Consider the following 22,800-nt stretch of genomic DNA (forward strand, 5'->3'; position numbering starts at 1 on the left):
GGGTTTAACATAAGGTGAGACCCTGATGGATCAACTTGTCGTGTTAAGTCTTGTTCCTTACGCCGAAGGAGCTAACAGATCAGGAGTAGCAAGGAGATTGAATGATAGATCACTCATTTGGGTTCTACGGCATTGCTTTTTTTGCAATTATTTTATTGCGCTATTTTCTAATAGCAGGAGGAACATACTTATTCTTTTATTCACCATTCAGCCAAGTTTTTATTGATCACCCTTTGCAGTATCAATCTCCAACCTGGCAATCAATTTGGCATGATATTAAACTTTCTGTTCTATCAGCCGGAATATTTGCATTGGCAGCAGCATTTATCATGTCAGGATATAGTTGGGGCATTACTCGATTGTATAGTTATCCTCAACAATATGGATTTTGGTATTTAGGAATCAGTTATATAGCTGTATTAATACTTCAAGATACTTATTTCTATTTTACCCATCGATTATTTCACCATCGCTTACTATTTTCTTGGTTGCATCGAGGTCATCACTGTTCACGTCATCCTACCCCGTGGACTTCGTTTGCGTTTGACTCTTTAGAGGCTGTTACTCAATGCCTGTTTCTGATTGGAATTGTCTTTATTATTCCACTTCACCTGATTACTTTAATTGCCGTACTTGTTACGATGACGGTATGGGCAGTGGTAAATCACCTGGGGATCGATCGGCTACCTCTATCGTTTCCCCATGGTTGGCTAGGCAGATGGTTCATTGGCCCGGCCCATCATTCGATTCACCACCTCAAATACAGAGTGCACTATGGTCTGTATTTTACCTTTTGGGATAAACTGCTGGGCACTCATGACCCTGATTACGAGGAGCAGATGCGCAATAGGGGTTGCCGTTTTCAGTGACTTGCAAATGTTATCAAACGCTGCCAAAGTCTTTGAATTTCTGGCTCACGAACTTGCCTGATAAATTTAAAAGGTTTCCAACGTAATCAGTAGCGGCTAGAGTATCTTTATCTGGGTCAATCTTCAGGGCATCGATTGAATTTGTATCACCCACAAGATTGCTTGCTATAAATCTCGCGCTGCCACGGCTTTGCCAGTAAGAGCCATGAGCATCGCTGACTCCTACGGCCATCGCTGCGTGGGTTTGACCAAAGGTTCTTGCAGTCTTCTCAGCAATATTGGCATCGGCCCAAATGTATCGATCTCGAAAGAGCAGATTTGGGGTGCTTTCTGTGCTCCCCGGACTGTGTTGGTATTTGAACAGCCAAACGAACGCATTTCAGGACCTGCCTTTGTCGAATCCTTCAGCCTGACGGTTGGGCAACTCTTCAGTTGGATAGAAGAATAGTCCACGCGAAGTTGCAGGGGAGGTCGCGGAGCTAGTACAGAATTATTGGCCAGCCCAATGGATAGCTGCAATTCTGGGCCTTGGGCCAAGATTCAAGTCTATGGCAGCTTGATTCATCGTTTTTGCCGCAGCTCGGTCCGCTGCTCGAAAGCGGGAAGATCAAAGGCCTTGCCCACATTACCGGCGGTGGATTCTTGGAGAATATCCCGCGAATTCTGCCGGAAGGCGTTGGTGTGGAGATAAACCGCGGCTCCTGGCACGAACCCCCGATCTTCGGAATGATGCAGCGGCTCGGCAACGTTGCGGACGAAGAGATGTTTCGCACATTCAACATCGGCATCGGAATGGTGGCTGTTTGTTCGACATCTGATGTAGAAAAATTGTCAGCAGAGCTTGCCGAAAGCCGCGTCATTGGCAAGGTCGTATCCGGATCAGGTTCGGTCAGTGTGATATAGAGCTCCTGAGAGTTATGAATATAGGAATCCTGATATCGGGCCGGGGGTCGAATATGGTGGCGATCATTGAAGCGGTGCAGAGTGGCGAGATACCGGCGTCGGAAGTTACCGTGGTGATAAGCGACAAGATAAGTGCTGGTGGGATAGAGAAAGCAAAAGAACGTGGTGTTGAGACATTAGTTATCGAACGCAAAGGCCGGACACGCGAGGAACACGATGCTGAGATCGTCGCAGCACTCAGGGAACGTGATGTTGAGCTTGTCTGTCTCGCGGGTTATATGCGGCTGCTGTCACCGCTTTTTGTAAAGGCGTTTCCTGACCGCATCGTGAATATTCACCCTAGTTTGCTGCCGGCATATCCGGGGCTGCATGTTCACGAGCGCGTAATTGCTGCCGGTGAGACCCGCTCCGGATGCACTGTGCATTTTGTCAACGAAGATCTCGACGCGGGACCTGTGATCCTTCAGCGGGAAGTCCCCGTTCTTCCAAACGACACGCCCGAATCTCTCGCCGCCCGAATACTTGAACAGGAGCATCATATCTATGTTGAGGCGATAAAGAGAATTGTAACAATGCAGGTCATCACACCACGCTAAAAAGATTCATTTAGCAATTTACAGGAAAGATGAGTTACCACTGTTATTTGTATTTACTAGGTCAAGCTAAGGTTTCGGCACATATTCATCCAGTTTGCGTAATCGAAAGGTCGGGTCTGCTTCAAAAGCCTGACGGAGCCAACCGAGATGTCCGGCACCAAATATAACAAGTATCCGTTCATCTGATCTTTCTGCAAGTTTCGTTACGTTGTTAAAAATGCGGAGATTTCGCCTGTACCATTCTGCCAGCAGGTCCGGTCCCGCGAAGTCGAATGGCTCGCCAAAATGCGCCAGTCGATAATAAAGGCCAACATCCCGGGCTACGTTCTGGTCAGAATTAATGAAACGCAGAGTTTCCAGAATAGAATGTGACCTTAGGAATTCCGTCTGTTGCTTGGCCATTGCTCCCCACCCGCCATTCATTATCTCATCAAGATCGACGGACCGGTCCGTTGCTTTAGCGTATTTTTGGAGCCGTGGAAATGGGAAATCACCATCGGCATCGCACGCGCATACAGAGCTGAGTCCGAGCATTTTTGCTAACCGCAATCCTATCTGGTCCACCTCATTTGCCGTTAGGGTATATTCGCCGGCAAGGTATTTTGTATATCGTTGGTCGAGACTCCGCTGAGAGGATTGTTCAACCGCGATCTTGGTGGGCTTAAACTTTTGGAGAACAGCCAGAACCTCTTCCATCTCCTTTTGTCGTTTTTGGGTAAGTACATCATCGACTTTAGTATTAAAGATATCCTGTCCGGGATTCGCCATATGGTAAACCCCGACCACTAAAACCTCAGGAATATCTGTTTCCTTTTTCGCCGGAACGTCTTTTTGTGCTGATATCTTTGCCAGAAAACAGAGCGTTACACAAATAAGTGCGAGAACCTTAAACGATGATAAGATCATTCAGTGATGCCACATAAAAATTGCTTGTAATTCGTAAAATATCTTAGTTTTAACCCAAAAGTTCGGGGCCGTACATAAATTAAACACCGATCATCTGTAAGCTATAACAAGATCTTCTTAGAAATTTTTAAGGGATGATCGTATGCCCTCTAAATCCGAGCTCGCAGCCCCACTAGCTTTTGACAGAAAGCGGGTATTTACCGTAAACTCTAAGTTTTCACTTTCGGGTGAATTTTGATGGAGAGCAATTATGCCGAAGAGAACGTTTCAACCAAACAACCGAAGACGCGCCAAAAAGCACGGCTTCAGGGCAAGGATGGCTACAAAGAACGGCCGCGCCGTTTTGAAGCGCCGCCGGGCCAAAGGCCGCAAGCGCCTGACGGTACAGCATTATTAAGGTTTACTTTACCGAAGGAAGCTCGGCTGCTAAAACGCGCCGAGTTTCTTCGCGTTTATGAACATGGTGCGCGCATCGAAGGCCGTTTTATGACGGTCTTTATTTTGCCCAATAAGCGTTCGATCCACAGGCTAGGCGTAACCGCAACAAGAAAGGCCATCGGCAAGGCCCATGATCGGAACAGGGCAAAGCGGCTGCTGCGGGAGGCGTTCAGATTGAGCCGGCAAGAGCTGGACAAGGTAAGCCATACGTATGACTGGGTGCTGAATGCACGACGCAGCTTGGTATTTGCAAAGCTAGAGAAACCGCTTGCTGAATTTCGGGACATAGTGCGCAGAGTGGGAATCAACAACGGCCTTTAACGTTTTTTGGCCATATAGTTTATCTAACGATACAGTTAATAAAAGGTTTTTGGGACGACCGCAAAAGATTCAACAGTTTGCTTGATACGATGAAGTTCCTCGTTCTGGATATTCTTAGCGTTTACAAGATGGTGGTCTCGCCGTTTCTGCCTCCGGCGTGCCGTTTTGAACCGACATGCTCTGAGTATATGCGGGAGGCCGTTGAACGATTCGGCGCGTTGAAGGGAACCTGGAAGGGCGTGAAGCGTATATTACGCTGTCAGCCATTTTGTAAAGGCGGACACGATCCGGTCAGGTGAGCTGCGATCTTTGATCGCGGGTCTCCGGTCGCGAATATCTATCATAGATGGAACAACAAGATAGACAGGGCCAATCGAGATTTTTGATGGCGGCGGTGCTTTCGATGATCGTCCTTTTCGGATGGTCGTATTTTTTCGCTCCGAACGTAGTATCAAATGAGCTACCCAGCAATTTACTTGCCGTTGCACTTGCCACAATGGTTTGACTTTGCTTTAAGCCCGTTAGCGAGTCTTGACCTTGTCGCGCTGCTTTCCCAGATTGTTGGTTGAGCTTTAACGGCGTGATCACCTGCTCGGTTGATATTCGGTTCTGTACGAGCAGGGCTTCAGTGTTACCAAAGTAATCGATGCGGTCTACTAAATTGGTTTGCCGATTGAGGTGGTTTTCCTTCTCTAGCTTTGCTTGCGAGAGCAGGGTCTGCTGACGAACGGTAGGAAAATAGGGGGAAGGAGTTGGATCGATTTCTGGCTGAGCTAATGGCTGTGATTGAACGCAAAAGGAAACGTTGCGATTACTAGAATTGTCAAACATGGAAATACCTAATGAAATCAATGATGGATCTCAGTTTTTTGAGGTGATACGAGTGGTAATACGAGTAGGCAGTCCTATAAGAACTGCTCTATTCAGAAAGAATTGAAGGGAAAACCCGCTCACCTAAAATTGGACTTCAAACAACCTGAGTTGACTGTTGGCACGGGTGGAATTCTCTAACGTAAACTGAAGCGAAATTGGATCAAAAACCAATCCCTCAGAATTACCAGAAGCTGAACAGTAGGGTTTATCTTGCCAAGCTACCGCAATCACACAGTCAAAATCGCTAATCTGCTCGACTTGAAGCGACATTGGTTCTCCTAAGCCAGAGGCATCCGTACTGATGTCTGCCTCTAACAGCGGTGTATCCAAACTCGTATTTAAAACCGTTTCTGGAGCCGCATCAGTGATAATTACTGACGGTGCTGGAACTGGCTTAGCAGCGGCTGGTTTAGCAACAAGACTGCCCAAGGTCGCGAAGGTCAATGTAGTGAGGGTAGTAGCTGCTGCTATTTCTAAACACAACAGCTCAAACTCGGCAAAACGAAACCGTGGAAAACCGGATTGCTGAATCGGTTGTTGGGACATGATTGAATCCTCTGAAGCTTGTGATTACCACAATAGAGAGACACAATCGTGAATACAGCAGGCTTCTCTGTAATCTTAGTTGCCAAATTAAAGCAACTGAACAACCGCAACCGGCAGGTTTAATTGCCGGAAACTGAAATATGATGAAACAGATACAGCGTTTTTCACTCATGTGAGGTGGAGGGGGTGGAGGCTTCGCCTTCACACAGGGGCAGTGCCCCTCTAAGCGTTTTGGCTGCTGCTATATTTTTGAAATACTGAAGAGTTCACGCTCAATGCTGTATTGAGATCGGTTTCGATATGTTAAACCTTCGAGACTATCTAGGAACAATCAAGCAGTTTGTATACTGCGATACAGAGTCACTTTCAGCCTTCACTGTATAGGGTGTACAGTTCATAAAAATTCTGCTGCTTCTGCTCGAAAATTATGGTTCAACATCAGCCGTCTGATCCTCCCATCGCCACCAGCACCATTCCTATTCTTGAATTTGATCAGGTTGGACTTGAGTATATGGTTGATGGTAAACCGAGGCGCATCATCGAAGCAATTTCTCTTGCTATTGAACCGGGGGAATTCGTTTCGTTTGTTGGCCCTAGCGGTTGTGGTAAAACGTCAATTTTGCGGATGATTTCGGGATTAGCACCCGCCCCGATTGGTGAAATTCGCTATCACGGCAGCAAAATTACAAAGCCCTTAAAAAGCGTTGGTATCGCCTTTCAAAGCCCGATTCTTTTAGCTTGGCGCAATATTCTTGACAATGTAATCTTACCGTTAGAGGTAGTCCAACCCTACAAACGCAATTTTAAGCAAAACAAAGCTCAATATATTAAAAGTGCAGAAGATTTGCTTAAAACTGTGGGACTGCAAGATTTCCAAAAGCAATTTCCCTGGCAGCTCTCTGGGGGTATGCGGCAACGGGCTTCGCTTTGTCGCGCTCTGATTCACCAACCCGAAATTTTGCTGCTGGACGAACCCTTTGGGGCACTCGATCCCTTCACTCGCGAAGAGATGTGGGGGATGCTCCAGGAACTGTGGATGCGGCTCAAGTGCACCTGCGTGTTAATTACCCACGATTTGCGAGAAGCCGTTTTCCTGTCCGATACGGTCTATGTGATGGCACCCCGCCCCAGCAGTATTATTTACAAGCTCAAGGTCAATTTGCCGCGTCCCACTACAACTGAAATGATGTTATCGGATCAGTTCAACCATTTGGTGACTGATCTACGACGCCATATTCACCGCAATTAATCTAACGGTTATGCTTTTGTCAAATTAATCTCGCCGAATTTTTCCCGATTTTACAACTCATTACAACTCAATTTATTCTTACGTTATTCCTCTTCAGCTAAAACCATGTCTCGACTTGAGAAACTGCTTCGTTCCAAATCCGCCGGGATTATCCTGCCCCTAATTGCTACGGTGCTTTTGTTTGTGCTGTGGGAGCTAGCAACCCATTTATTCAAAATTCCACCCTACAATCTACCTGCCCCTTCTGCCATTTATGCCGCTGCGATCAAGCAAAGTCAGGCACTAATTGAAAATGCATGGCAAACTCTGATTACTACCTTGGGCGGTTTTTTCTTAGGAATTATTGCAGGCGTCATCCTGGGGTTTATGATTGGCTATTCTCGCATCGCCTACTTGATTCTTTACCCGCTATTGGTAGGCTTCAACACAATTCCTAAAGTAGCACTCGTACCATTGTTTGCCCTCTGGTTTGGTATTGGTACTATTCCGGCTATCCTTACGGCATTTCTGCTCGCCTTTTTTCCAATTGCAGTTAATGTGGCTCTCGGTCTAGATACGGTTGAGCCAGAGGTGAAGGATATTTTGCGCTCGTTGGGAGCGAGCCAAGTTGAATTCTTTCAGAAAATCGGCTTCCCCCACACAATGCCCTATCTATTTGCCTCGTTGAAGGTAGCCGTTTCGTTCGCTTTCATTGGTTCAGTGATCTCAGAAACCGTTGCTTCTGACAGCGGGATTGGCTATCTGGTTGTTAGCGCCAGCTCTAATTTTGATGTGCCGCTTGCCTTTGCTGGTCTTCTGGTGCTTTCAGCTATGGGAGTGGGTCGGCAGCCTGCTTGAGGTCGGCACCGGATTCCATAACGAACTGACCGGGCGCGAGAACATCTATCTTAGCGGAGCAATTCTTGGGATGAGTCGGGCAGAGATAAACGGGAGATTTGATGAGATCGTAGCATTTTCAGAAATAGAAGAGTTCTTGGACACGCCCGTGAAACATTATTCCAGCGGTATGTATATGCGGCTTGCATTTTCAGTTGCAGCACACCTTGAACCGGAGATCTTGATGGTGGATGAAGTGCTCGCTGTTGGTGATATTGGTTTTCAGAGAAAATGTCTCGGGAAAATGTCAGAGGCGGGGCGTTCAGGCCGCACAGTGTTATTTGTTTCGCACGATATGCAGGCGATCTCTCGTATCTGCCATAGCGCTATATGGCTGAAAGACGGCCGTATAGAAAGAACGGGGAAAGCAGAAGACGTCGTAAGCGAATATCTTCATACTCAATCTAAAACCGGAGCTGAAAGGATCTGGAACGTTAACGAGATGCCGGGGAATGAGGCGGTGCGTCTTATGTCGGTGCGTATATGCGATGAAGCGGCGCAGTCTGTTTACTCCGTGGACATACGCCGGCCACTCGTTGTGGAGATAAAATATAAGGTGAATGTACCCGGAAAGGTAATGACGCCAAACTTCCAGCTTTACAATGAGGCAGGCGTTTGTGTCTTTGTTTCCTTCGATCAGGACCCGACGTGGAAAGAAGATCCGCGCGAACCTGGAGTTTATACCAGCAGGGCCACTATTCCGGGTAATTTTCTAGCCGAAGGCCATTTCTTCATTACTGTTGTGATCGCGACTTACGACCCGCCGAACGTGCATGTGAATGAAACTGAGGTTGTCGGGTTCCACGTCGTCGATCCGATCGAAGGAGACTCCGCCCGCGGGAATTTCGGCGGCAAGCTGCACGGGCTTGTTCGGCCCGTCCTGAAGTGGGAGACGGATCTGCAAAAAAATGGTTAAGGATCTGCTAAAAAGTGTTCTTCCCACGCGCATTGCCGATGCGCTTCGGGTTCTGCTGCACGGACACGAAAACCAGACTGATGAATTCACGTACGATCATGACGGACTGCGAACGATCCACAACTGCGATTTCATTTCCGATCCGCGATTCATACAAGCATATCGGGCCGGAAGATCGCTTGATTCATGGTTCGGTGGCGATGTTGAATGGCGCGTACACGTGCTTTTTTGGGCAGCAGTTCGGGGCATCGAATTGGAGGGCGATTTCGTCGAATGCGGCGTTCACCGAGGCGGCTTTTCAAAAGCGATAATTGAATACATCGGATTTGGAAAAAGGCAAGACAAAACGTTCTACCTGGTCGATAGCTTCGAAGGTATTGCCGAAGAACATCTTGTCGAAGCTGAGAAAGAAAAGAACCTGCTGGCATTCCCTTATCAGCACAATTACGAAGCTGTCCTGAATGCATTTGCCGAATATCAGAATGTTAAAGTTATAAAAGGCTGGGTACCGGAGATACTCAGCGAGGTCGATACGCGTGTCGCATTTCTATCGATAGATCTGAACAATGCACTACCCGAGATCGCCGCAGCCGAATACTTTTGGGAAAGATTGGTCAGCGGGGCAGCAATCGTCCTTGACGATTATGGATGGAAACAGCATTTTGTACAGAAACAGGCTTTTGATGAATTCGCTGCACGTAAAGGCGTTCCGATCCTCTCGCTCCCGACTGGGCAGGGTTTGATCATCAAACCCTGATGCATCGTTTTTACTTCGACCGTAGTGAAATGAAGCTTCGTTGATAAAGAGTTTCAAATGACGCGAAACGAAAAGTTCTTCCAATACATAAACCCCTCCGGCCGGGGGCTTGAGGTCGGGCCGGGGCCGTTCCCGATAGCTCCGAAGAAGGAAGGTTTCAATGTAGAGGTCATCGACTATGCGCCGAAAGATGAACTGCTCAGTAAATTTCAGGCCCATGGTGTTGAAACAACCGGTATAGAAGAAGTAGATCATTTATGGAACGGAGAGACCTATGCAGAATTGACCGGCGTTAAAGACCATTACGACTGGATAATTGCCTCGCATGTCATCGAACACGTACCGGACATCGTCGGCTTTCTAAATTCCTGTTCGGAGGTTTTGAATGGTCGCGGCGTCCTTTCGCTTGCTGTTCCGGACAAACGCTATTGTTTTGATCGTTTTCGTCCTGTGTCATCGCTTGCGCAGGTAATCGATAGCCATCTAGCGGGAAAAACAAAACATTCTATCGGCTCGATCACTGACTTTGAGCTCAATCAGGTCCTTAAAAACGGTCTGATCTCCTGGGACCGGTTTTCTACGGGAACCGATGGTTACGACTTCGCAAATCAACCGGAAAAGGTCGCTTCAGATCTGAGAGCCGACAACCCGACGTCAGAATATACTGATTGCCACGCCTGGTGCTTCACACCGAATTCATTCCGGTTGATGATAAACGATCTTTATGAACTCGGACTTATTGATCTGACCGAGATCGGTTTCTTCCCAACAGCCGGTAATGAGTTTTTTATTGCGCTCGGCAAGAATAGAGGAGATGCCGAATCGCGTCAGTCGCGGCTTGAACTCGCTCAAGCCGCCGAACGTGATCAGATCGAACACATTGCCGCCACAGAACTAATAGGAACCGGCCTGAAGAATTTGGTAGCGGATTTCGATTTTCGCATACGGCAAGCTGGCGGCAGAAGCCAATTACTCAGAAAACTTCTTGGAAGATCGAAGAAATAGGTGGTACTTTTTCTTTAGCTATTGTCGCGGGCTTAGATAAAAGCATGCCTGATCGCCCTTGCACTCTGCATTCAATTTCTCAGCACGTCGCTCCCATTCATCAAGTTCGGCTGTGCTGAAGATCGCTTTAGCGGTCTCAAAACCTGCCCTATTTTCATCTTTCTTTCCCGCTAGCGGCACATCATTCCTGTATAAAGTGCTTCCCCAAAATTGGAATCCCGTCGAATCATAAATGACCCCCTCGATCTTGTATCCACAATTTTCAGCCAGCTTCCTGAAACCGCGTTCTGTGTAAAGTATCAAATGCTGCTGTTTATGCAGCTCGGTTTTCAAGATGCATTGTTCAGTAGCGCAGTGAGAGTGCATCAAAAGCTAATTGGCGATCTTTTTTTAGTGAGTACTCAGTATAAAGCGCTGGTGGCTCCCCAAAGTTTTCCTAAAAGTCGGTTGTATCAAACCTTAGCATTTGATGGCGTTGAAGCGGTCAGCCCGGTTTACTTTCAGTTTGGCAAATTGAAAAACATCGAGACGGGGCAGAAATTCTCGATCTTCATGTTTGGGCTGGAGCCAGGAAGTCCTATCTTTGACCTTCCAGAGATCAACCGCAACCTAGATGTGTTGAAACAAGCCAGCACAGCATTATACGATCGACAATCTCGACCTGAATTTGGCCCAATTGCTGAACGGTTTGATGAGACAGGAGCGGTTAGCCTGGAAATTACACCATTCAATTCAATTAATACCGCCTACCGCTTGAATGTTAAAGGTGTATTTAGCCTTGGACCTTCCTTTGGGGTAGATGGTAATTTAATTACCAACCTAACCACTTTAATCAATATCTTCACAGATCGCAGTACTGAATCAATTGATATTGGTTTAGTCAAATTAAAACCTGGAGCTAACGTACAGCAGGTAAAGGCAAATTTAATTGCTCATCTACCGGATGATATTCAAGTTTTAACTCGCCAAGAATTTATTGGTATGGAACGAGCCTATTGGAATGAGCGCACACCAATTGGCTTTACGTTCAGATTAATGGTAACGATGGGCTTTATAGTTGGGATCGGAATTGCTTATCAAATTCTATATAGCAACATCTCCAGCTACATCACCGAGTATGCCACCCTTAAAGCAATCGGGTTTACTAACGGCTATTTGCTCATAACAGTGTTTCAGCAAGCAGTTATTTTGGCAGTGTTTAGCTATCTTCCAGGGATTGTGTTTTCTTCAAGGTTATTCAGTCTGGCGAGAGAAGCAACCCGTCTACCGATCAATATGAATGTGGATCAGAGCTTGCTGGTGCTGGTTTCAATTTTTCTAATGTGTTCAATCTCTGGGGTATTTGCCGTTCAGAAATTGCGCTCAGCCGACCCAGCCGATATTTTCTAAATCAATCCCATGCAAGTTGATAAAGTCACCTTACAAGAGCCAATCCTGAGAATCGAAAATCTGAACTTATATTTAGGGCGACGATCCCTGCGGCGACAAATTCTGTTTGATATCAATTTAGAGCTACAGCCCAGCGAAATTGTGATCATGACTGGACCGTCAGGGGCCGGGAAAACTAGTTTGCTGACGTTAATTGGCGGTTTGAGAACGGTGCGAGAAGGTAGCTTGCAGCTATTGGGTCAGGAGTTGGCTGGTGCTTCATCCCAAAAGCTGGTCAAGATTCGTCGCCAGATTGGTTACATCTTTCAAGGCCACAATTTGCTGCCGTTTCTCACCGCTCGTCAAAATGTACAAATGCCGTTTGAGCTGTACCGGGTCCCGTCTAGGCTGGCCCGTAAAGAGGCCGAAGCGATGCTGCAAGCCGTTAAGCTGGGCGATCGGATGAATTACTATCCGCAGCAGTTATCGATTGGGCAAAAGCAACGGGTCGCAATTGCCCGTGCGCTTGTTACTCACCCTCGTCTGATCTTAGCTGACGAACCCACCGCCTCTCTCGACAGTAAAACGGGGCGAGATGTGATCGAACTGATGCAGCGTCTAGCCAAAGATCAGGGTTCGGCAGTCCTGATGGTAACTCACGACAATCGTATCCTCGATATAGCTGACCGCATCATCTCGATGGAAGATGGCCGCTTATTATCTCAGTAAACTCCGTAGACTGAAATATTGGCTCAACGGTTGCCAGAACGCAGAATCGTCACAATTAACCACAGCCCTAACAGACTTGCTACGGCAAACAAAACATTGCTGACGATTTGTAATTGCGGTGTTTGTTGGCTAGCCGAAATAATTGCCGCACCGATAATTAGTGCACCCACTACTGTGCTAAACGAACGGCGATTGGCGCCATCGTCTAAGGTTTTACGCAGAGCATGGAGATCCTGTAGCGCTAAATTGAGCGTCAAGGTTTCAGAGGTGAGGCGATTTAGCAAGAAACCGACCTGACGCGGCGAGTCAAGCGAAAGCTGCTTAAATTCCAGCGCAGTCCGCAGGGCGGTTTGGGCCAAGTTATTACCGACTAGCTGCTGACGGAATAGATCGATCATCAAGGGACGCACTTCATCGATGATATTAATCGTCGGATCAAATTCCCGTCCGGCTCCCTCTAGGTTGGCGAGGGATTTGGTCAGTAAGCCGATGTTGCTAGGCCAGCGCAAGTTATTGCGGCGAGCGGCTTCGATGATCTGGCTAAATGCTTCACTGACATTTACGCTCGACAAATTTAGGTTATGATATCGCCGCAGCAATCGATCATAGTCAGCCTGCAATTGGGCCACATTGATCGGCTGGCTGATATCCATCGGCTCAGCTAACTGCAATGTCAATTGGGCACAGCGGTCTGGATCAAAATCGACAATAGCCAACACTAATTCCACCATGATCGACTGCATGCGGGGATTGAGAGTCCCCATCATGCCGCAGTCCAGAATGCCGAGCCGCCCGTCTGTTAGGTAAAACAAATTGCCGGGATGGGGATCTGCATGGAAAAAGCCATCCACTAGATATTGCTGTAAAAATACTCGAAAGGCGAGCGAGGTAAAGGTATGTCTGGCGGCCTGATCAGCTTCGGTTTGTCCAGTTGCCAACTGTGATTTGAGAATCGGCACCCCTTCAATCCACTCCAGCACCAAAATTTTGCGGTTTGACAAGTGGCGGTACACCTTGGGAACCACGATCTGCTCTGGATCAAACCAGCGACTGGTGCTGAGGTTCTGTCGGAGCCGCTCGGTGTAGTTGGCTTCTTGAGTAAAGTCCAGCTCATTGCGTAGTGAAGCACTAAATTCATCGGCTAAATCCACCACATTGTAGCGCTTGCCAAAGTCGGTGGCCGACAGCAAGCCAGCAATTTGCCGGAACAGAGCCATATCTTGGGCCACAACTGCCGCAATACCGGGTCGATGTTATTGCTAATCGGTCCGGCTCATATGTATTGAACGGCGACAAACTAACGAACGCACAGTCATTTCGAGCTCTGCGACCGAGCGGGGCTTTCTTTTCAAATCTAAAGGATATGGTCAGATTCGGGATTGCTCTGGAGAGTGACGGTCCCATAAAAAAGGCAACACTCGATAAGATGATGGCTGCATTCAAGTTAAATGACGGCACATCGGCACCGTATGGGCTTGGGTTTCAGGTCTCTAGGTTTAGAGGAAAAGATCGGAAAGGACACGGCGGCAGCCTTTCAGGATTTAGATCTGACTTCGCAATGTTTCCTGACGACGGACTAACTATAATTGTGCTCGCAAATCTTGAATCGGCCAATCCCGCGTTGATCGCGAATCTTATTGCTGATGTTTACATCGATTTTCCTCAGCCTGCAACACCGGTTCAATAAATGTCCGTTTAATGTAGGACTTAATGGCTGTGTTATACACGCTAAAACTTATTGACACCGGACATTGAAAAGTTATCTAATTTGACCTAGCAGCACACCTCACACTTCTGCTGCATCCGTTATGAATTCCGTTAAATGCAGAGCTTGCGGCCTGATCAATTTCGCCTCAGAAGACAACTGTAAGCGATGTGGTGGTGAACTCGCGATCTCCCTACATACGTCAACGGGCTCTACAAGTGGAACCAAAGGCATTACATTCGGTAAATTGGCATTCATCGCGGCGCTGGCAGTCGCTGGATACTTCTTTTACTCGACCTATTTTATGTCCTCATCCGATCCAGCTGAGCAGATGTCGAACTCGACGAGACTTTCCGATCTAAAGACCTCATCAGAGACCCGAGCAGAGCTTGATCGACAAAGATCACAGCGAGTAGCGAACGCCGTCGGAGCGGCTCCGGGTTTAAACGCACACGAAAATCGAACTCGCGAGACTGATCGCCTAATGAATCAGATCTCCAATTCTGCCGTTCAAAGATAGAATTCATAAAACAAAGCCTATTGATTGCAGCCTTGATTTAACATCGACTGCTAAAATTTTCAGTAGTTGTTGTAGGAATCAAATGAACAGATGATCAGGAATTGACGAATTTATAGCCGACGCCGCGGACAGTTCGGACAATACGCGGATTCGCGGGGTCGTCCTCAAGATATTTGCGGAGCCGGACGATGAAGTTATCGATCGCACGCGTGTCCGTATCTTCCTGAAGGCCCCAGACATCCTCTAAAATGGTCTTTCGCGAAACAGCTTCTCCTTCATGCTCGATAAGATATCGGAGCAGCTTTATTTCCATTAGGGTCATCTGGTGGACCCCATCTTTGGAAACAAGTTCTAGATTCTTAAGGTCGAGCGTCCTGCCATTTATCTTGTAGATCTCGGCGGTGCGGCCGGCCCCAAAACGCCGTTCAGCCCATTCGCTGCGGCGTATCAGTCCATTAACGCGGGCAAGAAATATATTTAGATCAAATGGTTTCGCCAGATAGTCATCGGCACCGGCGGCAAATCCTTCCAGCACATCTTCAGGACGCCCGCGTGCCGTAAGCATAAGCACCGGTGTGTGATCTGCCCGCTCGCGAAGTGTTTTCGCCACCTCAAACCCATCGATGTCGGGTAGCATCACATCAAGCACAATCACATCCAAGCCACCATCCTTCGCTATAGAAAGACCGCTTTCGCCATCGGCGGCAAGTTCTACCTCGAAACCCTCCGCTTCCAGATTGAAACGAAGCCCTTCGGCGATGTTCGCCTCATCCTCAATTAGCAGTATCTTCATATTCAGTCAGAGGCAAATGTATAGAGAATGTACTTCCGTGGCCGGTACCGCGGCTGTCCGCTTTTATTCGCCCGCCGTGGCGTTCAATTATGGACCGCACGATGAAAAGCCCCAGACCGGTTCCTTTTGCCCGAAGCTCGCCGCCCGCAACACGATGAAAGCGCTTGAATATACGCTTCAATTCTGACGAAGGTATGCCGATGCCGTTGTCCCGAATGACGATGGCTACGCGGCGGCCCATCGCTGTCGTGCTGATCCGAACTGATATTCTGCGATCATCACCCGAATACTTCACGGCATTATCAAGCAGATTTGTGAACGCGGTGCGAAGCTCTTCGGCATCACCGGAAACGTAAAGGCTTCTCTCAGGTAAGGACAGCTTTATAGTATTCTCATCCAGCTTATGGCTGGCAATGGTAGAAGCTGCGGCCTCCGCTATCAGCCCACCGATATCAACATCCGTTATGTGAAATTCGCGTCGCTTTTCCGTCAGCCGGCCAGCCTCGAGTATCTGTTCGACCGTCTTTAACAGTCGGTCGCTGTCTGCTAGCATTGCGTCATAAAATTCGGCCCGCTTCTCCTCGGGGACGTCCCGCGAACGCAGAGTTTCCAGGTATAGCTTTATCGAGGCGATCGGGGTCTTCAGCTCGTGGGTAACTGCATTTAAAAACGCATCATGCTTTTCGCTGCGGCGTATCTCGCGGACGAGAAAGATCGTATTAAGTATCAGGCCGGTAATTATCGCCGCAAAAAAGATGATGCCGATCACCAGGATAACGACCTCACGGAGATTCAAAAGTATCCAGCCGACATTCAGCGCAATGGCAAGCCCGGAAAGGCTTATCCCGAGCACCAGGAAGAATATGGCCGTCTTTCGTCGCCTCATCGCTTATGCTCTGAGTTTAAAACCAAACGGGCAAAAGTAAATCCCGGAGATACCTTTGCCCGCTGATATGTTCTGTCACCCGTCCGTCAGGCTGCATCCCCAACCGGATCCAGCTCCACTGCCTCAGGCTCGCGATATTCCTTTTTCTTGGTTGTCGCCTCACTAAAAGCGTAAAGATCTTTTGCAAGCCCGATCTTCCCAAGCAGATAGATCTGTATCCAATTAAGATCGAACTCATACCATTTGAGCCCGTGGCGTGCTGAGCGAGGATATGCGTGATGGTTATTGTGCCATCCTTCGCCAAACGTAAGCGCCGCGATCAGCGGATTGTTTCGCGAATCGTCGCGCGTCTCGAATCGTCGCGTGCCCCAAAGATGGGTCAACAATTAGGACTCGAAGACAACGTTGCTTGATTCTTACATTCTGTGCGTGATACGTTTAGGCACAGTTGGTTTGTTCAGTTACTTTTAATAATTAGGTCAAAGTGAGGTTTTGAAATGAGTTTAGAAGCACTCGGTATGGTTGAGACCAAAGGTTTCGTCGGCGCGGTCGAAGCCGCCGATGCGATGGTCAAGGCGGCCAATGTTCAACTTGTTGGTAAGGAATACATTGGTGCAGGTTATGTAACTATTTTTGTTCGTGGTGATGTTGGAGCGGTCAAAGCTGCCACTGATGCCGGTGCAGCTGCGGCTAGGAGAGTAGGGGAATTGATAAGTGTCCATGTGATACCTCGCCCTCACAATGAGGTCGAGCGTGTGATTCCTAAAGGTGGTCGGGTAGGTCTGAGCCCTGATGAAAAGGCCTTGAGGAGTGGTACCGATCGTCAGCTTGCTTCAGGTGAAGCTGGTTCCGCGATCTCCGCGAACGATCGGACCAAGAGCCGGTCCAAGTAGAGTTTTTTCACCGTAAAATTCCGCTGATCAACGTTAGATTTCCTAAGATAGACAATGGAGGATACGGAACTAGCAGCGCAACAGGAAGCTCGTGACGCGGTCGAGGCCTCTAACCGTGCTTACCTTACACTCGCGACGTTCGCACAAGATAAGATCGACTCGATATGCAGCGCAATGTCCACGGCTGCGCTTGCTAATGCCGTACGGCTCGGACGACTCGCCAATGAAGAAACGGGTTTTGGAAAAGCCGAAGATAAAGCTGAAAAGAATCGATTTGCCGCAGAAGATGTTTGGTCGTATTTTCGCGGACTTAGAACGGTCGGGGTAATCAAGGAAACGCCGGGTATCATCGAGATAGCGAGTCCGAGGGGCGTTGTTGCAGCGATAGTTCCGTCCACCAACCCTACTTCAACTGCGATCTTTAAGATCCTCATCGCGATCAAATCGCGTAACAGTATAGTTCTTTCACCTCACCCTTCGGCCACGCGATGTATCGCTGAAACTACTCGAATAATGAAGGATGCGGGGGTCGCAGCCGGACTACCTGTTGATGCGATCTATTGCCTTCAGAACCCCACGATTCAGGGAACTGAAGAGCTTATGCGTCATAAAAAGACAGCTGTCATCCTTGCGACAGGCGGGATCGGACTCGTTCGCGCCGCATATTCTTCTGGTAAGCCCGCATTTGGTGTTGGACCTGGTAACGTTCCAGTTTACGTTGAGAAAAGTGCTGACATTGATAAGGCTGCTGCAGATATCCTTACCGGAACTTGTTTTGATAACGGTACCATTTGTGCTTCTGAGCAGTCGGTTGTTGTCGAGTCGTCGATCGAGGACGAACTTCGTGAAGCCTTCAGGAGCAGAGGCGGCCACTTTCTTTCTTCAGATGAAGCAAAGGCTGTCGCGAGGGTGCTTGTTACAGAAAATCGAACATTGAACCCCGGAATTGTTGGAAAGTCTGCTGAATATATTGCAAACCTGGCAGGGATCAAGGTTCCGTCAGGGACTCGATGCTTGATCGCTGATTGTTATGGGGTCGGCCGTGATCACCCTTGGTCGATAGAAAAGCTTTCGCCTACTCTGGCCTTTTTTGTGGTTGACTCAATGGAGTCCGCAGCCGCCCGATGTAATGAGATACTTCACTTTGGTGGTATGGGTCATACCGCTGGGATGCACACGCGTGATCGTGCCGCTGCGATCAGATATGGTGAAATGATGCCTGCATCACGGGTCATAATCAATTCGCCGACAACTCACGGTGCGATCGGATTTTCAACCGATTTGCCCCCGTCGATGACGCTTGGATGCGGTTCATGGGGAGGAAATGTTACGTCCGACAATATATCACCGATACATTTATTGGACGTGAAACGTGTTGCATTTGAGACAAAACCGATAATTAAAACAACCCCTGCTGCAATTGCTCCGGAACAACAGGTTGTCCCAACTTTTGAAAGGCCGCGAGCTCTACCTGCGGCAAAGCGAGTCGCAATAGCCGCTATTGTTGATGAATTTCTGAAACGAAAGGCCGAGGAGCAACCTGATAAGGGTGCCCGAAGCCTTACCGAGAAAGAGTCCATGCCCGCGACCGAGTCTCCGGTAAAGACGGTTATTCACGAGCTACGACCGCAATCGCTAACAGAGAATGGTGAGCTGCGCGTGCCAGTTGCATTTGTCAGTGAATCAGACGTGCGAGACGCTCTCGATGAAGGAAAAAAGATCTACATAAACTCAAAGACCATTATTACTCCATCTGCAAAGGATCTAGGAGAAGAGAAGGAGGTGTTTTCTCGAGTCTAAAGCATGAAGAAACAATTTCCTTTATTTTTGCTCCTATTTTTTGCATTTACTTGCCATGCTGTCATAGCGCAATCAAATGATTCGATCAATAAGATATCTGATGAGCGGAGTTTCTCGGGTGGATTGGTTGTGGACACATCGGGAACAATGCGATTAAAGATGGATTTGGTGATCTCGATGTTAAGATCGTTCGTCGAGCTAAATGGAACCGATGACCAGGTTTTCCTTGTAACCTTTACCGATTCGGATAATATTAATATTCGCCAGGAGATGACCACGAACAAGGAGGAGCTGGAGGATGAGATCGAGAACATTTTTATTCAACCTGGCCGAACAGCGATAATTGATGCACTATGGGCCGCCGCCGATTACCTTGTCGACAGTAGTAAGAATGTACAAGGGAGGTACCTCATTCTGATCTCTGATGGAGACGAACGTGCCAGTCGAGTAAAGCTCCCGGATCTGGTTGCTAAGCTAAAGAATGAGAACATCGCGGTCTATATAATGGGAATCGCCGAACAAAAAGTTGAGACGAAGCTGCTCGATAAGATCGCGAAGGAATCTGGCGGCCGGCTTTTTGTCCCGCAAACGCGACCTGAAGTCTTAGAGACTGCTCAGCGGATCAGGCAGGAGATCAGGAGCAGATAACATAGAGCGAATGAACGAAGTGGAGGCCATCGAACGAACATGCGATGTTTGCGGTGTGGAAGTTCGCGACGGATCTCAACCCATACGGCGACGGCAGAATCTTCCCGGCGGGCAGTTTGCGCGAATCTTTAAGAGGTCTCTCGCGGGCCAATGCGATCGTACTGACGCGAATGAACCTTGTTTCCCGAGAGAAGGTTGACGCGATCAAGACAGGCCTTCGAAACATGAACAGCGATGCACCGATATTTGAACTGGAAACGCATCTGCATAAGATCACGAAACTCGAAGACTTTTTGGCGGACCGCCTCACGCCAGATAACGATGAAGATCGCCAAGCAGTTACGTCGGCTTTTGTCTTCTGCGGCCTAGGTAACCCGGAGAGTTTTTTGACTATGCTTAAGGAAGAGGGATTTAATGTCGTTGGCCATCGAAACTATGGCGACCATAAAGCCTACCGGCAATCGGACGCCATTGATCTTGGATCAAACGCTCAAGACTCCGGAGCGCGTTTTCTTTTGACCACTGCAAAGGACGCGGTGAAACTTGAAAAGATAAGATTTGATCTTCCCGTCTTCGTTGTCGAAACCACCCCGAAGATCAATGAAATGGATGCGTTTGTCAGGATAATTACTCCTTCTTATTCTTAGAGGGAGGCTCCTTTTTGTCGCCCCAATAAAAAGCACGAACGACCAACACGTAAACCAGAAGACAGATCAGCAAGAGTAAAACGAAAAAAATTACAAGCCAGGCAAGCGGGGACATCAGTAATTTTCCTCCGCAGTCGTCGAAGTCGTGTCCTGGCCTATTCCGTCAAAAAGCGTTCGCGTTCCGCGATGTTCAAGCACGTGCCGATAGATAACCGTAAAAAGTGCAACTAAAGGTATTGCGACGAATACGCCGGGAATACCGGCTACCTGTTCACCAGCCAAGACTGAAAGGATTATGAGCAGCGGATGCAGATGCAGTCCACCTCGGACAATTCGCGGATAAGTAACATAGTCGTGAAATATCCTGAGCGCGATAAGAAATATCGCTACATACAAGGCCCTCCACGGATCCTGTCCGAAAGCAGCTGTTGTTGTCGCAATAATGCCTATTGAAAGTGGGCCGAGCAGTGGGACAAATTCAAAAATGCCTGCTAATATGCCCAAAAGCAGGGCATATCTTAATCCAAGAAAGTAGAATCCGATCGTGCAAATAGTTCCGATCAGGACGCACGAGATCAGTTGCGCGCGTGTGTAGGCCGCAAGCGTTGAATTTATGTCCTGCATCACTGCATCCGCACGAACGCGCAAACGTCCGGCGGGGAAAAATCTTAATACCGCAAGCCTGATGGAGTTTATGTCCTTTAGCAAAAAAAACGTTAGAAACGGGACGACGACCAGAAACGGCATATACGTAACAGCATTTATAACCGCATTGCCGAATGCGGCTGTAACTTGCTGGCCGATCATAGCTGCCTGATCACTTATCCGTGATTGGAACTCTTCTGGGATACGAAGACGGTCGAATCGCCGATTCAGATCGTTCAGTGTCTGCCTTGCTGAAATCGCAAAGGCAGGCAGGCTCTCACCAAGCTCTTTCCCCTGCTGCACAACACGCGGTGCAATGTAAGAGATACCGGTGCCTAACAACCCGAAAACTAAAATGAATGCCAATACGATGGCCAGCGAACGCGGCATAACGCGTTCAAGTCCGCGCGATTTGAACGGCAGCCGGATAAGCTTTACCAATGGATCGATCAGATAGGCAAGAAAGATGGCGATAACCAAAAGGAAGAAAAGGTAGGTTAACGATGTGATGATCACCTCAAGCCGATTGGCGATGAAAAGAAGGATAAGCGTTACGACAACTATTCTGACAACAGCCCCGACCGAGGGCCATGAACTATCGATCAAAGGCCGTTTCGGACGCAACGTACCTTCTGGCACCGCTATCGTCGGCTCTTCTGAACTAATAGGTGATCCTTCCTTTTCGTCCATCTGTCTGCCCTCTATGCAATTACCTGGCAAATGCTACCGAACCCGATCCTCGTTCTTAAGATCTATTCCCGATGTTTGCTGTCCAACCGAAACATCCTGAACATCAAAACGCTGGCGGACCGCAGACAGGATCTCTGACGTTAGTACGAAGTTCGTACCAATGATCAACGCTTTGCCCTCGTCAGAGATCTCACGACGGTTAACCTCGCTTGGGATGTTGGCGGCAAGATACCGCTTATCATCGGCGTCGAATGGGCCGTCGTCTTTTCGACGGATCACGTAGATAGCCTCAAAGCCTGCGGTCCGCATTGATCCGAGATCAGTTTCAAAACTGGTTCTGGCCGGTTCTACTTTCTGTTCGAATACATTTGCGGGCGGATTTTCCTCGCCGGATCGGATTATGCGCTGATTCGGTCCGCACCCTGTAGAGCTAAAGGCTGCGATAAACGCAATTCCTAAGATAATATGCCTAAAGATCATTTAGGATCCTGGTTCTCGTCGTTAACGTCGGGATCTTCCACTGGGATATTAGCATTTGAGCGACGTTCCTCTTCATCAAGGATTCGTTTTTCTTCCTCGGTCTCCGGTTCGTCATCGACTGCCGGAGGCTGCCCTTTAATGGCTCTGATCCTCAAGATCCTTGCCTCATCGTCTTCGTAAACGATGTCCGCCCAGCCGGTATCAAGCAGTTTTGCGATCATCGTTTCATTCTCACGAGCATCCGCAAAAACATAGTTCGCACCGAAGCGATCACGGATCGCCGGCCCGGCCTCATCCATCTTCCCCTCGGTTATCTCCGTCAGCAACTTATACAGATCGGGATCTTTTGAGTAAAGATAATTCGGATCAAGCCCGTAAACATAGCTGTGCTTCTGGTTATAAAAGAACAGCTTCGGGAAATCGTCCCAATTCGCATTGAAGATACGTTCACCGGCCGGCATGTTTTCTTCTCCGCGGTCGTTAATTCCGGTCGCCCAGGCCATTGCCCGCTCGTAGCGGTCGTTTGCCTCATTTGCCGCGATCGTTCCCATCAGGCCGCCATGGTCGATGCCGAATCGCTGCAAACCGACCATACCGATCAGAAAATAGATGAAGAGAAAGCCACCGATAATCCAAACGGCCGCTTGTTATTGGCTTTTACGGGCACAGCGACCACCTAAGCGACGACCTACTAGTGAGGTTGCTAGTGTACCACTGCCGCTTGCTAGGGAATGTGGCTAG

General features: G+C 48.3%; 29 protein-coding genes and 2 pseudogenes. 20 read left to right on the forward strand and 11 right to left on the reverse strand.

Going from position 1 to position 22,800, the window contains the following annotated elements; translation table 11 throughout:
• Positions 1-101 precede the first annotated feature (101 nt).
• From JVX88_RS16570 to purN, 4 genes are all read left to right on the forward strand, one after another.
• The gene (locus JVX88_RS16570) at positions 102-869 is read left to right on the forward strand and encodes a sterol desaturase family protein (RefSeq protein WP_211628373.1); all 768 of its coding nucleotides are present in this window, start codon (positions 102-104) and stop codon (positions 867-869) included.
• Between the two features lie 205 nt (positions 870-1,074).
• Positions 1,075-1,317 (forward strand): hypothetical protein, encoded by a 243-nt coding sequence (locus JVX88_RS16575; protein ID WP_211628374.1) that lies wholly within the window; start codon positions 1,075-1,077, stop codon positions 1,315-1,317.
• Between the two features lie 122 nt (positions 1,318-1,439).
• Positions 1,440-1,772, forward strand: a complete 333-nt coding sequence (locus JVX88_RS16580) for an AIR synthase-related protein (RefSeq protein ID WP_225931435.1) — start codon at positions 1,440-1,442, stop codon at positions 1,770-1,772.
• 14 nt (positions 1,773-1,786) lie between these two features.
• Positions 1,787-2,368: a phosphoribosylglycinamide formyltransferase gene (gene purN, locus JVX88_RS16585; protein ID WP_211628375.1), complete on the forward strand. Its 582-nt coding sequence runs from the start codon at positions 1,787-1,789 to the stop codon at positions 2,366-2,368.
• 66 nt (positions 2,369-2,434) lie between these two features.
• Here purN and JVX88_RS16590 read toward each other — a convergent pair whose 3' ends face one another.
• Complete coding sequence (locus tag JVX88_RS16590) at positions 2,435-3,274, reverse strand: DUF5694 domain-containing protein (RefSeq protein WP_211628376.1); 840 nt, start codon at positions 3,272-3,274, stop codon at positions 2,435-2,437.
• Positions 3,275-3,524: 250 nt separating this feature from the next.
• On the opposite strand from JVX88_RS16590, the gene rpmH reads away from it, so the two are divergent.
• The 3 genes and pseudogenes from rpmH to yidD all read left to right on the forward strand — a co-directional run bounded on the left by rpmH (position 3,525) and on the right by yidD (position 4,332).
• Positions 3,525-3,671 (forward strand): 50S ribosomal protein L34, encoded by a 147-nt coding sequence (gene rpmH / locus JVX88_RS16595; protein WP_211628747.1) that lies wholly within the window; start codon positions 3,525-3,527, stop codon positions 3,669-3,671.
• A 20-nt stretch (positions 3,672-3,691) separates the two neighbouring features.
• A pseudogene (gene rnpA / locus JVX88_RS38535) lies at positions 3,692-4,033 on the forward strand (ribonuclease P protein component); the annotation flags it as partial.
• Positions 4,034-4,122: 89 nt separating this feature from the next.
• Positions 4,123-4,332: a membrane protein insertion efficiency factor YidD gene (gene yidD / locus JVX88_RS16600; RefSeq protein WP_211628377.1), complete on the forward strand. Its 210-nt coding sequence runs from the start codon at positions 4,123-4,125 to the stop codon at positions 4,330-4,332.
• Here yidD and JVX88_RS16605 read toward each other — a convergent pair.
• Both JVX88_RS16605 and JVX88_RS16610 read right to left on the reverse strand, forming a co-directional pair.
• Positions 4,325-4,864: a hypothetical protein gene (locus JVX88_RS16605; RefSeq protein WP_211628378.1), complete on the reverse strand. Its 540-nt coding sequence runs from the start codon at positions 4,862-4,864 to the stop codon at positions 4,325-4,327. The two genes, yidD and JVX88_RS16605, sit on opposite strands and share 8 nt — an antisense overlap.
• A gap of 123 nt (positions 4,865-4,987) precedes the next feature.
• A complete protein-coding gene (locus JVX88_RS16610; RefSeq protein WP_211628379.1) occupies positions 4,988-5,452 on the reverse strand; it encodes a hypothetical protein in 465 nt (154 codons plus the stop codon).
• A gap of 427 nt (positions 5,453-5,879) precedes the next feature.
• On the opposite strand from JVX88_RS16610, the gene JVX88_RS16615 reads away from it, so the two are divergent.
• The 5 genes from JVX88_RS16615 (at position 5,880) to JVX88_RS16635 (ending at position 10,255) form a co-directional block, all read left to right on the forward strand.
• Positions 5,880-6,701, forward strand: coding sequence for an ABC transporter ATP-binding protein (locus JVX88_RS16615; RefSeq protein WP_211628380.1), 822 nt, complete (start codon positions 5,880-5,882; stop codon positions 6,699-6,701).
• 105 nt (positions 6,702-6,806) lie between these two features.
• Positions 6,807-7,538: an ABC transporter permease gene (locus tag JVX88_RS16620; RefSeq protein ID WP_211628381.1), complete on the forward strand. Its 732-nt coding sequence runs from the start codon at positions 6,807-6,809 to the stop codon at positions 7,536-7,538.
• Positions 7,471-8,493, forward strand: a complete 1,023-nt coding sequence (locus tag JVX88_RS16625) for an ABC transporter ATP-binding protein (RefSeq protein ID WP_211628382.1) — start codon at positions 7,471-7,473, stop codon at positions 8,491-8,493. Before JVX88_RS16620 ends, JVX88_RS16625 begins: the two co-directional genes overlap by 68 nt.
• A complete protein-coding gene (locus JVX88_RS16630; RefSeq protein WP_211628383.1) occupies positions 8,486-9,250 on the forward strand; it encodes a TylF/MycF/NovP-related O-methyltransferase in 765 nt (254 codons plus the stop codon). The genes JVX88_RS16625 and JVX88_RS16630 overlap by 8 nt, the downstream gene beginning before the upstream one ends.
• A gap of 57 nt (positions 9,251-9,307) precedes the next feature.
• The gene (locus tag JVX88_RS16635; protein ID WP_211628384.1) at positions 9,308-10,255 is read left to right on the forward strand and encodes a class I SAM-dependent methyltransferase; all 948 of its coding nucleotides are present in this window, start codon (positions 9,308-9,310) and stop codon (positions 10,253-10,255) included.
• Positions 10,256-10,273: 18 nt separating this feature from the next.
• Here the strand turns inward: JVX88_RS16635 and JVX88_RS16640 are convergent, their stop codons facing one another.
• Positions 10,274-10,588 carry a hypothetical protein gene (locus JVX88_RS16640; protein WP_211628385.1) on the reverse strand — a complete coding sequence of 105 codons (315 nt, stop codon included), beginning with the start codon at positions 10,586-10,588 and terminating at the stop codon, positions 10,274-10,276.
• On the opposite strand from JVX88_RS16640, the gene devC reads away from it, so the two are divergent.
• Both devC and JVX88_RS16650 read left to right on the forward strand, forming a co-directional pair.
• Positions 10,571-11,644 carry an ABC transporter permease DevC gene (gene devC / locus JVX88_RS16645; RefSeq protein WP_211628386.1) on the forward strand — a complete coding sequence of 358 codons (1,074 nt, stop codon included), beginning with the start codon at positions 10,571-10,573 and terminating at the stop codon, positions 11,642-11,644. The genes JVX88_RS16640 and devC overlap by 18 nt on opposite strands.
• Before the next feature lie 9 nt (positions 11,645-11,653).
• Entirely contained in the window at positions 11,654-12,352 is a 699-nt protein-coding gene (locus JVX88_RS16650; protein ID WP_211628387.1) for a DevA family ABC transporter ATP-binding protein, read from the forward strand.
• A gap of 23 nt (positions 12,353-12,375) precedes the next feature.
• Here the strand turns inward: JVX88_RS16650 and JVX88_RS16655 are convergent, their stop codons facing one another.
• On the reverse strand, positions 12,376-13,593 hold the full coding sequence (locus JVX88_RS16655) for an ABC1 kinase family protein (RefSeq protein WP_225931602.1): 1,218 nt from the start codon (positions 13,591-13,593) through the stop codon (positions 12,376-12,378).
• A 14-nt stretch (positions 13,594-13,607) separates the two neighbouring features.
• Here JVX88_RS16655 and JVX88_RS16660 point away from each other — a divergent pair, with 14 nt between their 5' ends.
• Together JVX88_RS16660 and JVX88_RS16665 are read left to right on the forward strand one after the other, a co-directional pair.
• Positions 13,608-14,039, forward strand: a complete 432-nt coding sequence (locus JVX88_RS16660) for a serine hydrolase domain-containing protein (RefSeq protein WP_410503788.1) — start codon at positions 13,608-13,610, stop codon at positions 14,037-14,039.
• Between the two features lie 121 nt (positions 14,040-14,160).
• Positions 14,161-14,577: a hypothetical protein gene (locus JVX88_RS16665; protein WP_211628389.1), complete on the forward strand. Its 417-nt coding sequence runs from the start codon at positions 14,161-14,163 to the stop codon at positions 14,575-14,577.
• Positions 14,578-14,671: 94 nt separating this feature from the next.
• On the opposite strand, the gene JVX88_RS16670 is transcribed toward JVX88_RS16665, so the two are convergent.
• The 3 genes from JVX88_RS16670 to JVX88_RS16680 all read right to left on the reverse strand — a co-directional run bounded on the left by JVX88_RS16670 (position 14,672) and on the right by JVX88_RS16680 (position 16,642).
• The gene (locus JVX88_RS16670) at positions 14,672-15,370 is read right to left on the reverse strand and encodes a response regulator transcription factor (protein WP_211628390.1); all 699 of its coding nucleotides are present in this window, start codon (positions 15,368-15,370) and stop codon (positions 14,672-14,674) included.
• The gene (locus tag JVX88_RS16675; RefSeq protein WP_211628391.1) at positions 15,351-16,256 is read right to left on the reverse strand and encodes a sensor histidine kinase; all 906 of its coding nucleotides are present in this window, start codon (positions 16,254-16,256) and stop codon (positions 15,351-15,353) included. Before JVX88_RS16675 ends, JVX88_RS16670 begins: the two co-directional genes overlap by 20 nt.
• Positions 16,257-16,342: 86 nt before the next feature.
• Positions 16,343-16,642, reverse strand: coding sequence for a fatty acid desaturase (locus JVX88_RS16680; RefSeq protein ID WP_211628392.1), 300 nt, complete (start codon positions 16,640-16,642; stop codon positions 16,343-16,345).
• A gap of 111 nt (positions 16,643-16,753) precedes the next feature.
• Between JVX88_RS16680 and JVX88_RS16685 the strand changes: the two are divergent.
• The 4 genes and pseudogenes from JVX88_RS16685 to JVX88_RS16700 all read left to right on the forward strand — a co-directional run.
• Positions 16,754-17,026: pseudogene (locus JVX88_RS16685) on the forward strand (BMC domain-containing protein); the annotation flags it as partial.
• A 177-nt stretch (positions 17,027-17,203) separates the two neighbouring features.
• Positions 17,204-18,949, forward strand: coding sequence for an aldehyde dehydrogenase family protein (locus JVX88_RS16690; protein WP_211628394.1), 1,746 nt, complete (start codon positions 17,204-17,206; stop codon positions 18,947-18,949).
• A gap of 3 nt (positions 18,950-18,952) precedes the next feature.
• A complete protein-coding gene (locus JVX88_RS16695) occupies positions 18,953-19,597 on the forward strand; it encodes a vWA domain-containing protein (RefSeq protein WP_211628395.1) in 645 nt (214 codons plus the stop codon).
• A gap of 44 nt (positions 19,598-19,641) precedes the next feature.
• Positions 19,642-20,244 (forward strand): tetraacyldisaccharide 4'-kinase, encoded by a 603-nt coding sequence (locus JVX88_RS16700; protein WP_211628396.1) that lies wholly within the window; start codon positions 19,642-19,644, stop codon positions 20,242-20,244.
• Between the two features lie 114 nt (positions 20,245-20,358).
• On the opposite strand, the gene JVX88_RS16705 is transcribed toward JVX88_RS16700, so the two are convergent.
• The 3 genes from JVX88_RS16705 to JVX88_RS16715 are packed head-to-tail and all read right to left on the reverse strand — an operon-like array spanning position 20,359 to position 22,652.
• On the reverse strand, positions 20,359-21,579 hold the full coding sequence (locus JVX88_RS16705) for an AI-2E family transporter (protein WP_211628397.1): 1,221 nt from the start codon (positions 21,577-21,579) through the stop codon (positions 20,359-20,361).
• A gap of 33 nt (positions 21,580-21,612) precedes the next feature.
• Positions 21,613-22,059 carry a hypothetical protein gene (locus JVX88_RS16710; RefSeq protein WP_211628398.1) on the reverse strand — a complete coding sequence of 149 codons (447 nt, stop codon included), beginning with the start codon at positions 22,057-22,059 and terminating at the stop codon, positions 21,613-21,615.
• Positions 22,056-22,652, reverse strand: coding sequence for a hypothetical protein (locus JVX88_RS16715; RefSeq protein ID WP_211628399.1), 597 nt, complete (start codon positions 22,650-22,652; stop codon positions 22,056-22,058). Before JVX88_RS16715 ends, JVX88_RS16710 begins: the two co-directional genes overlap by 4 nt.
• Positions 22,653-22,800: the final 148 nt, after the last annotated feature.

Source organism: Leptolyngbya sp. 7M (assembly GCF_018128485.1).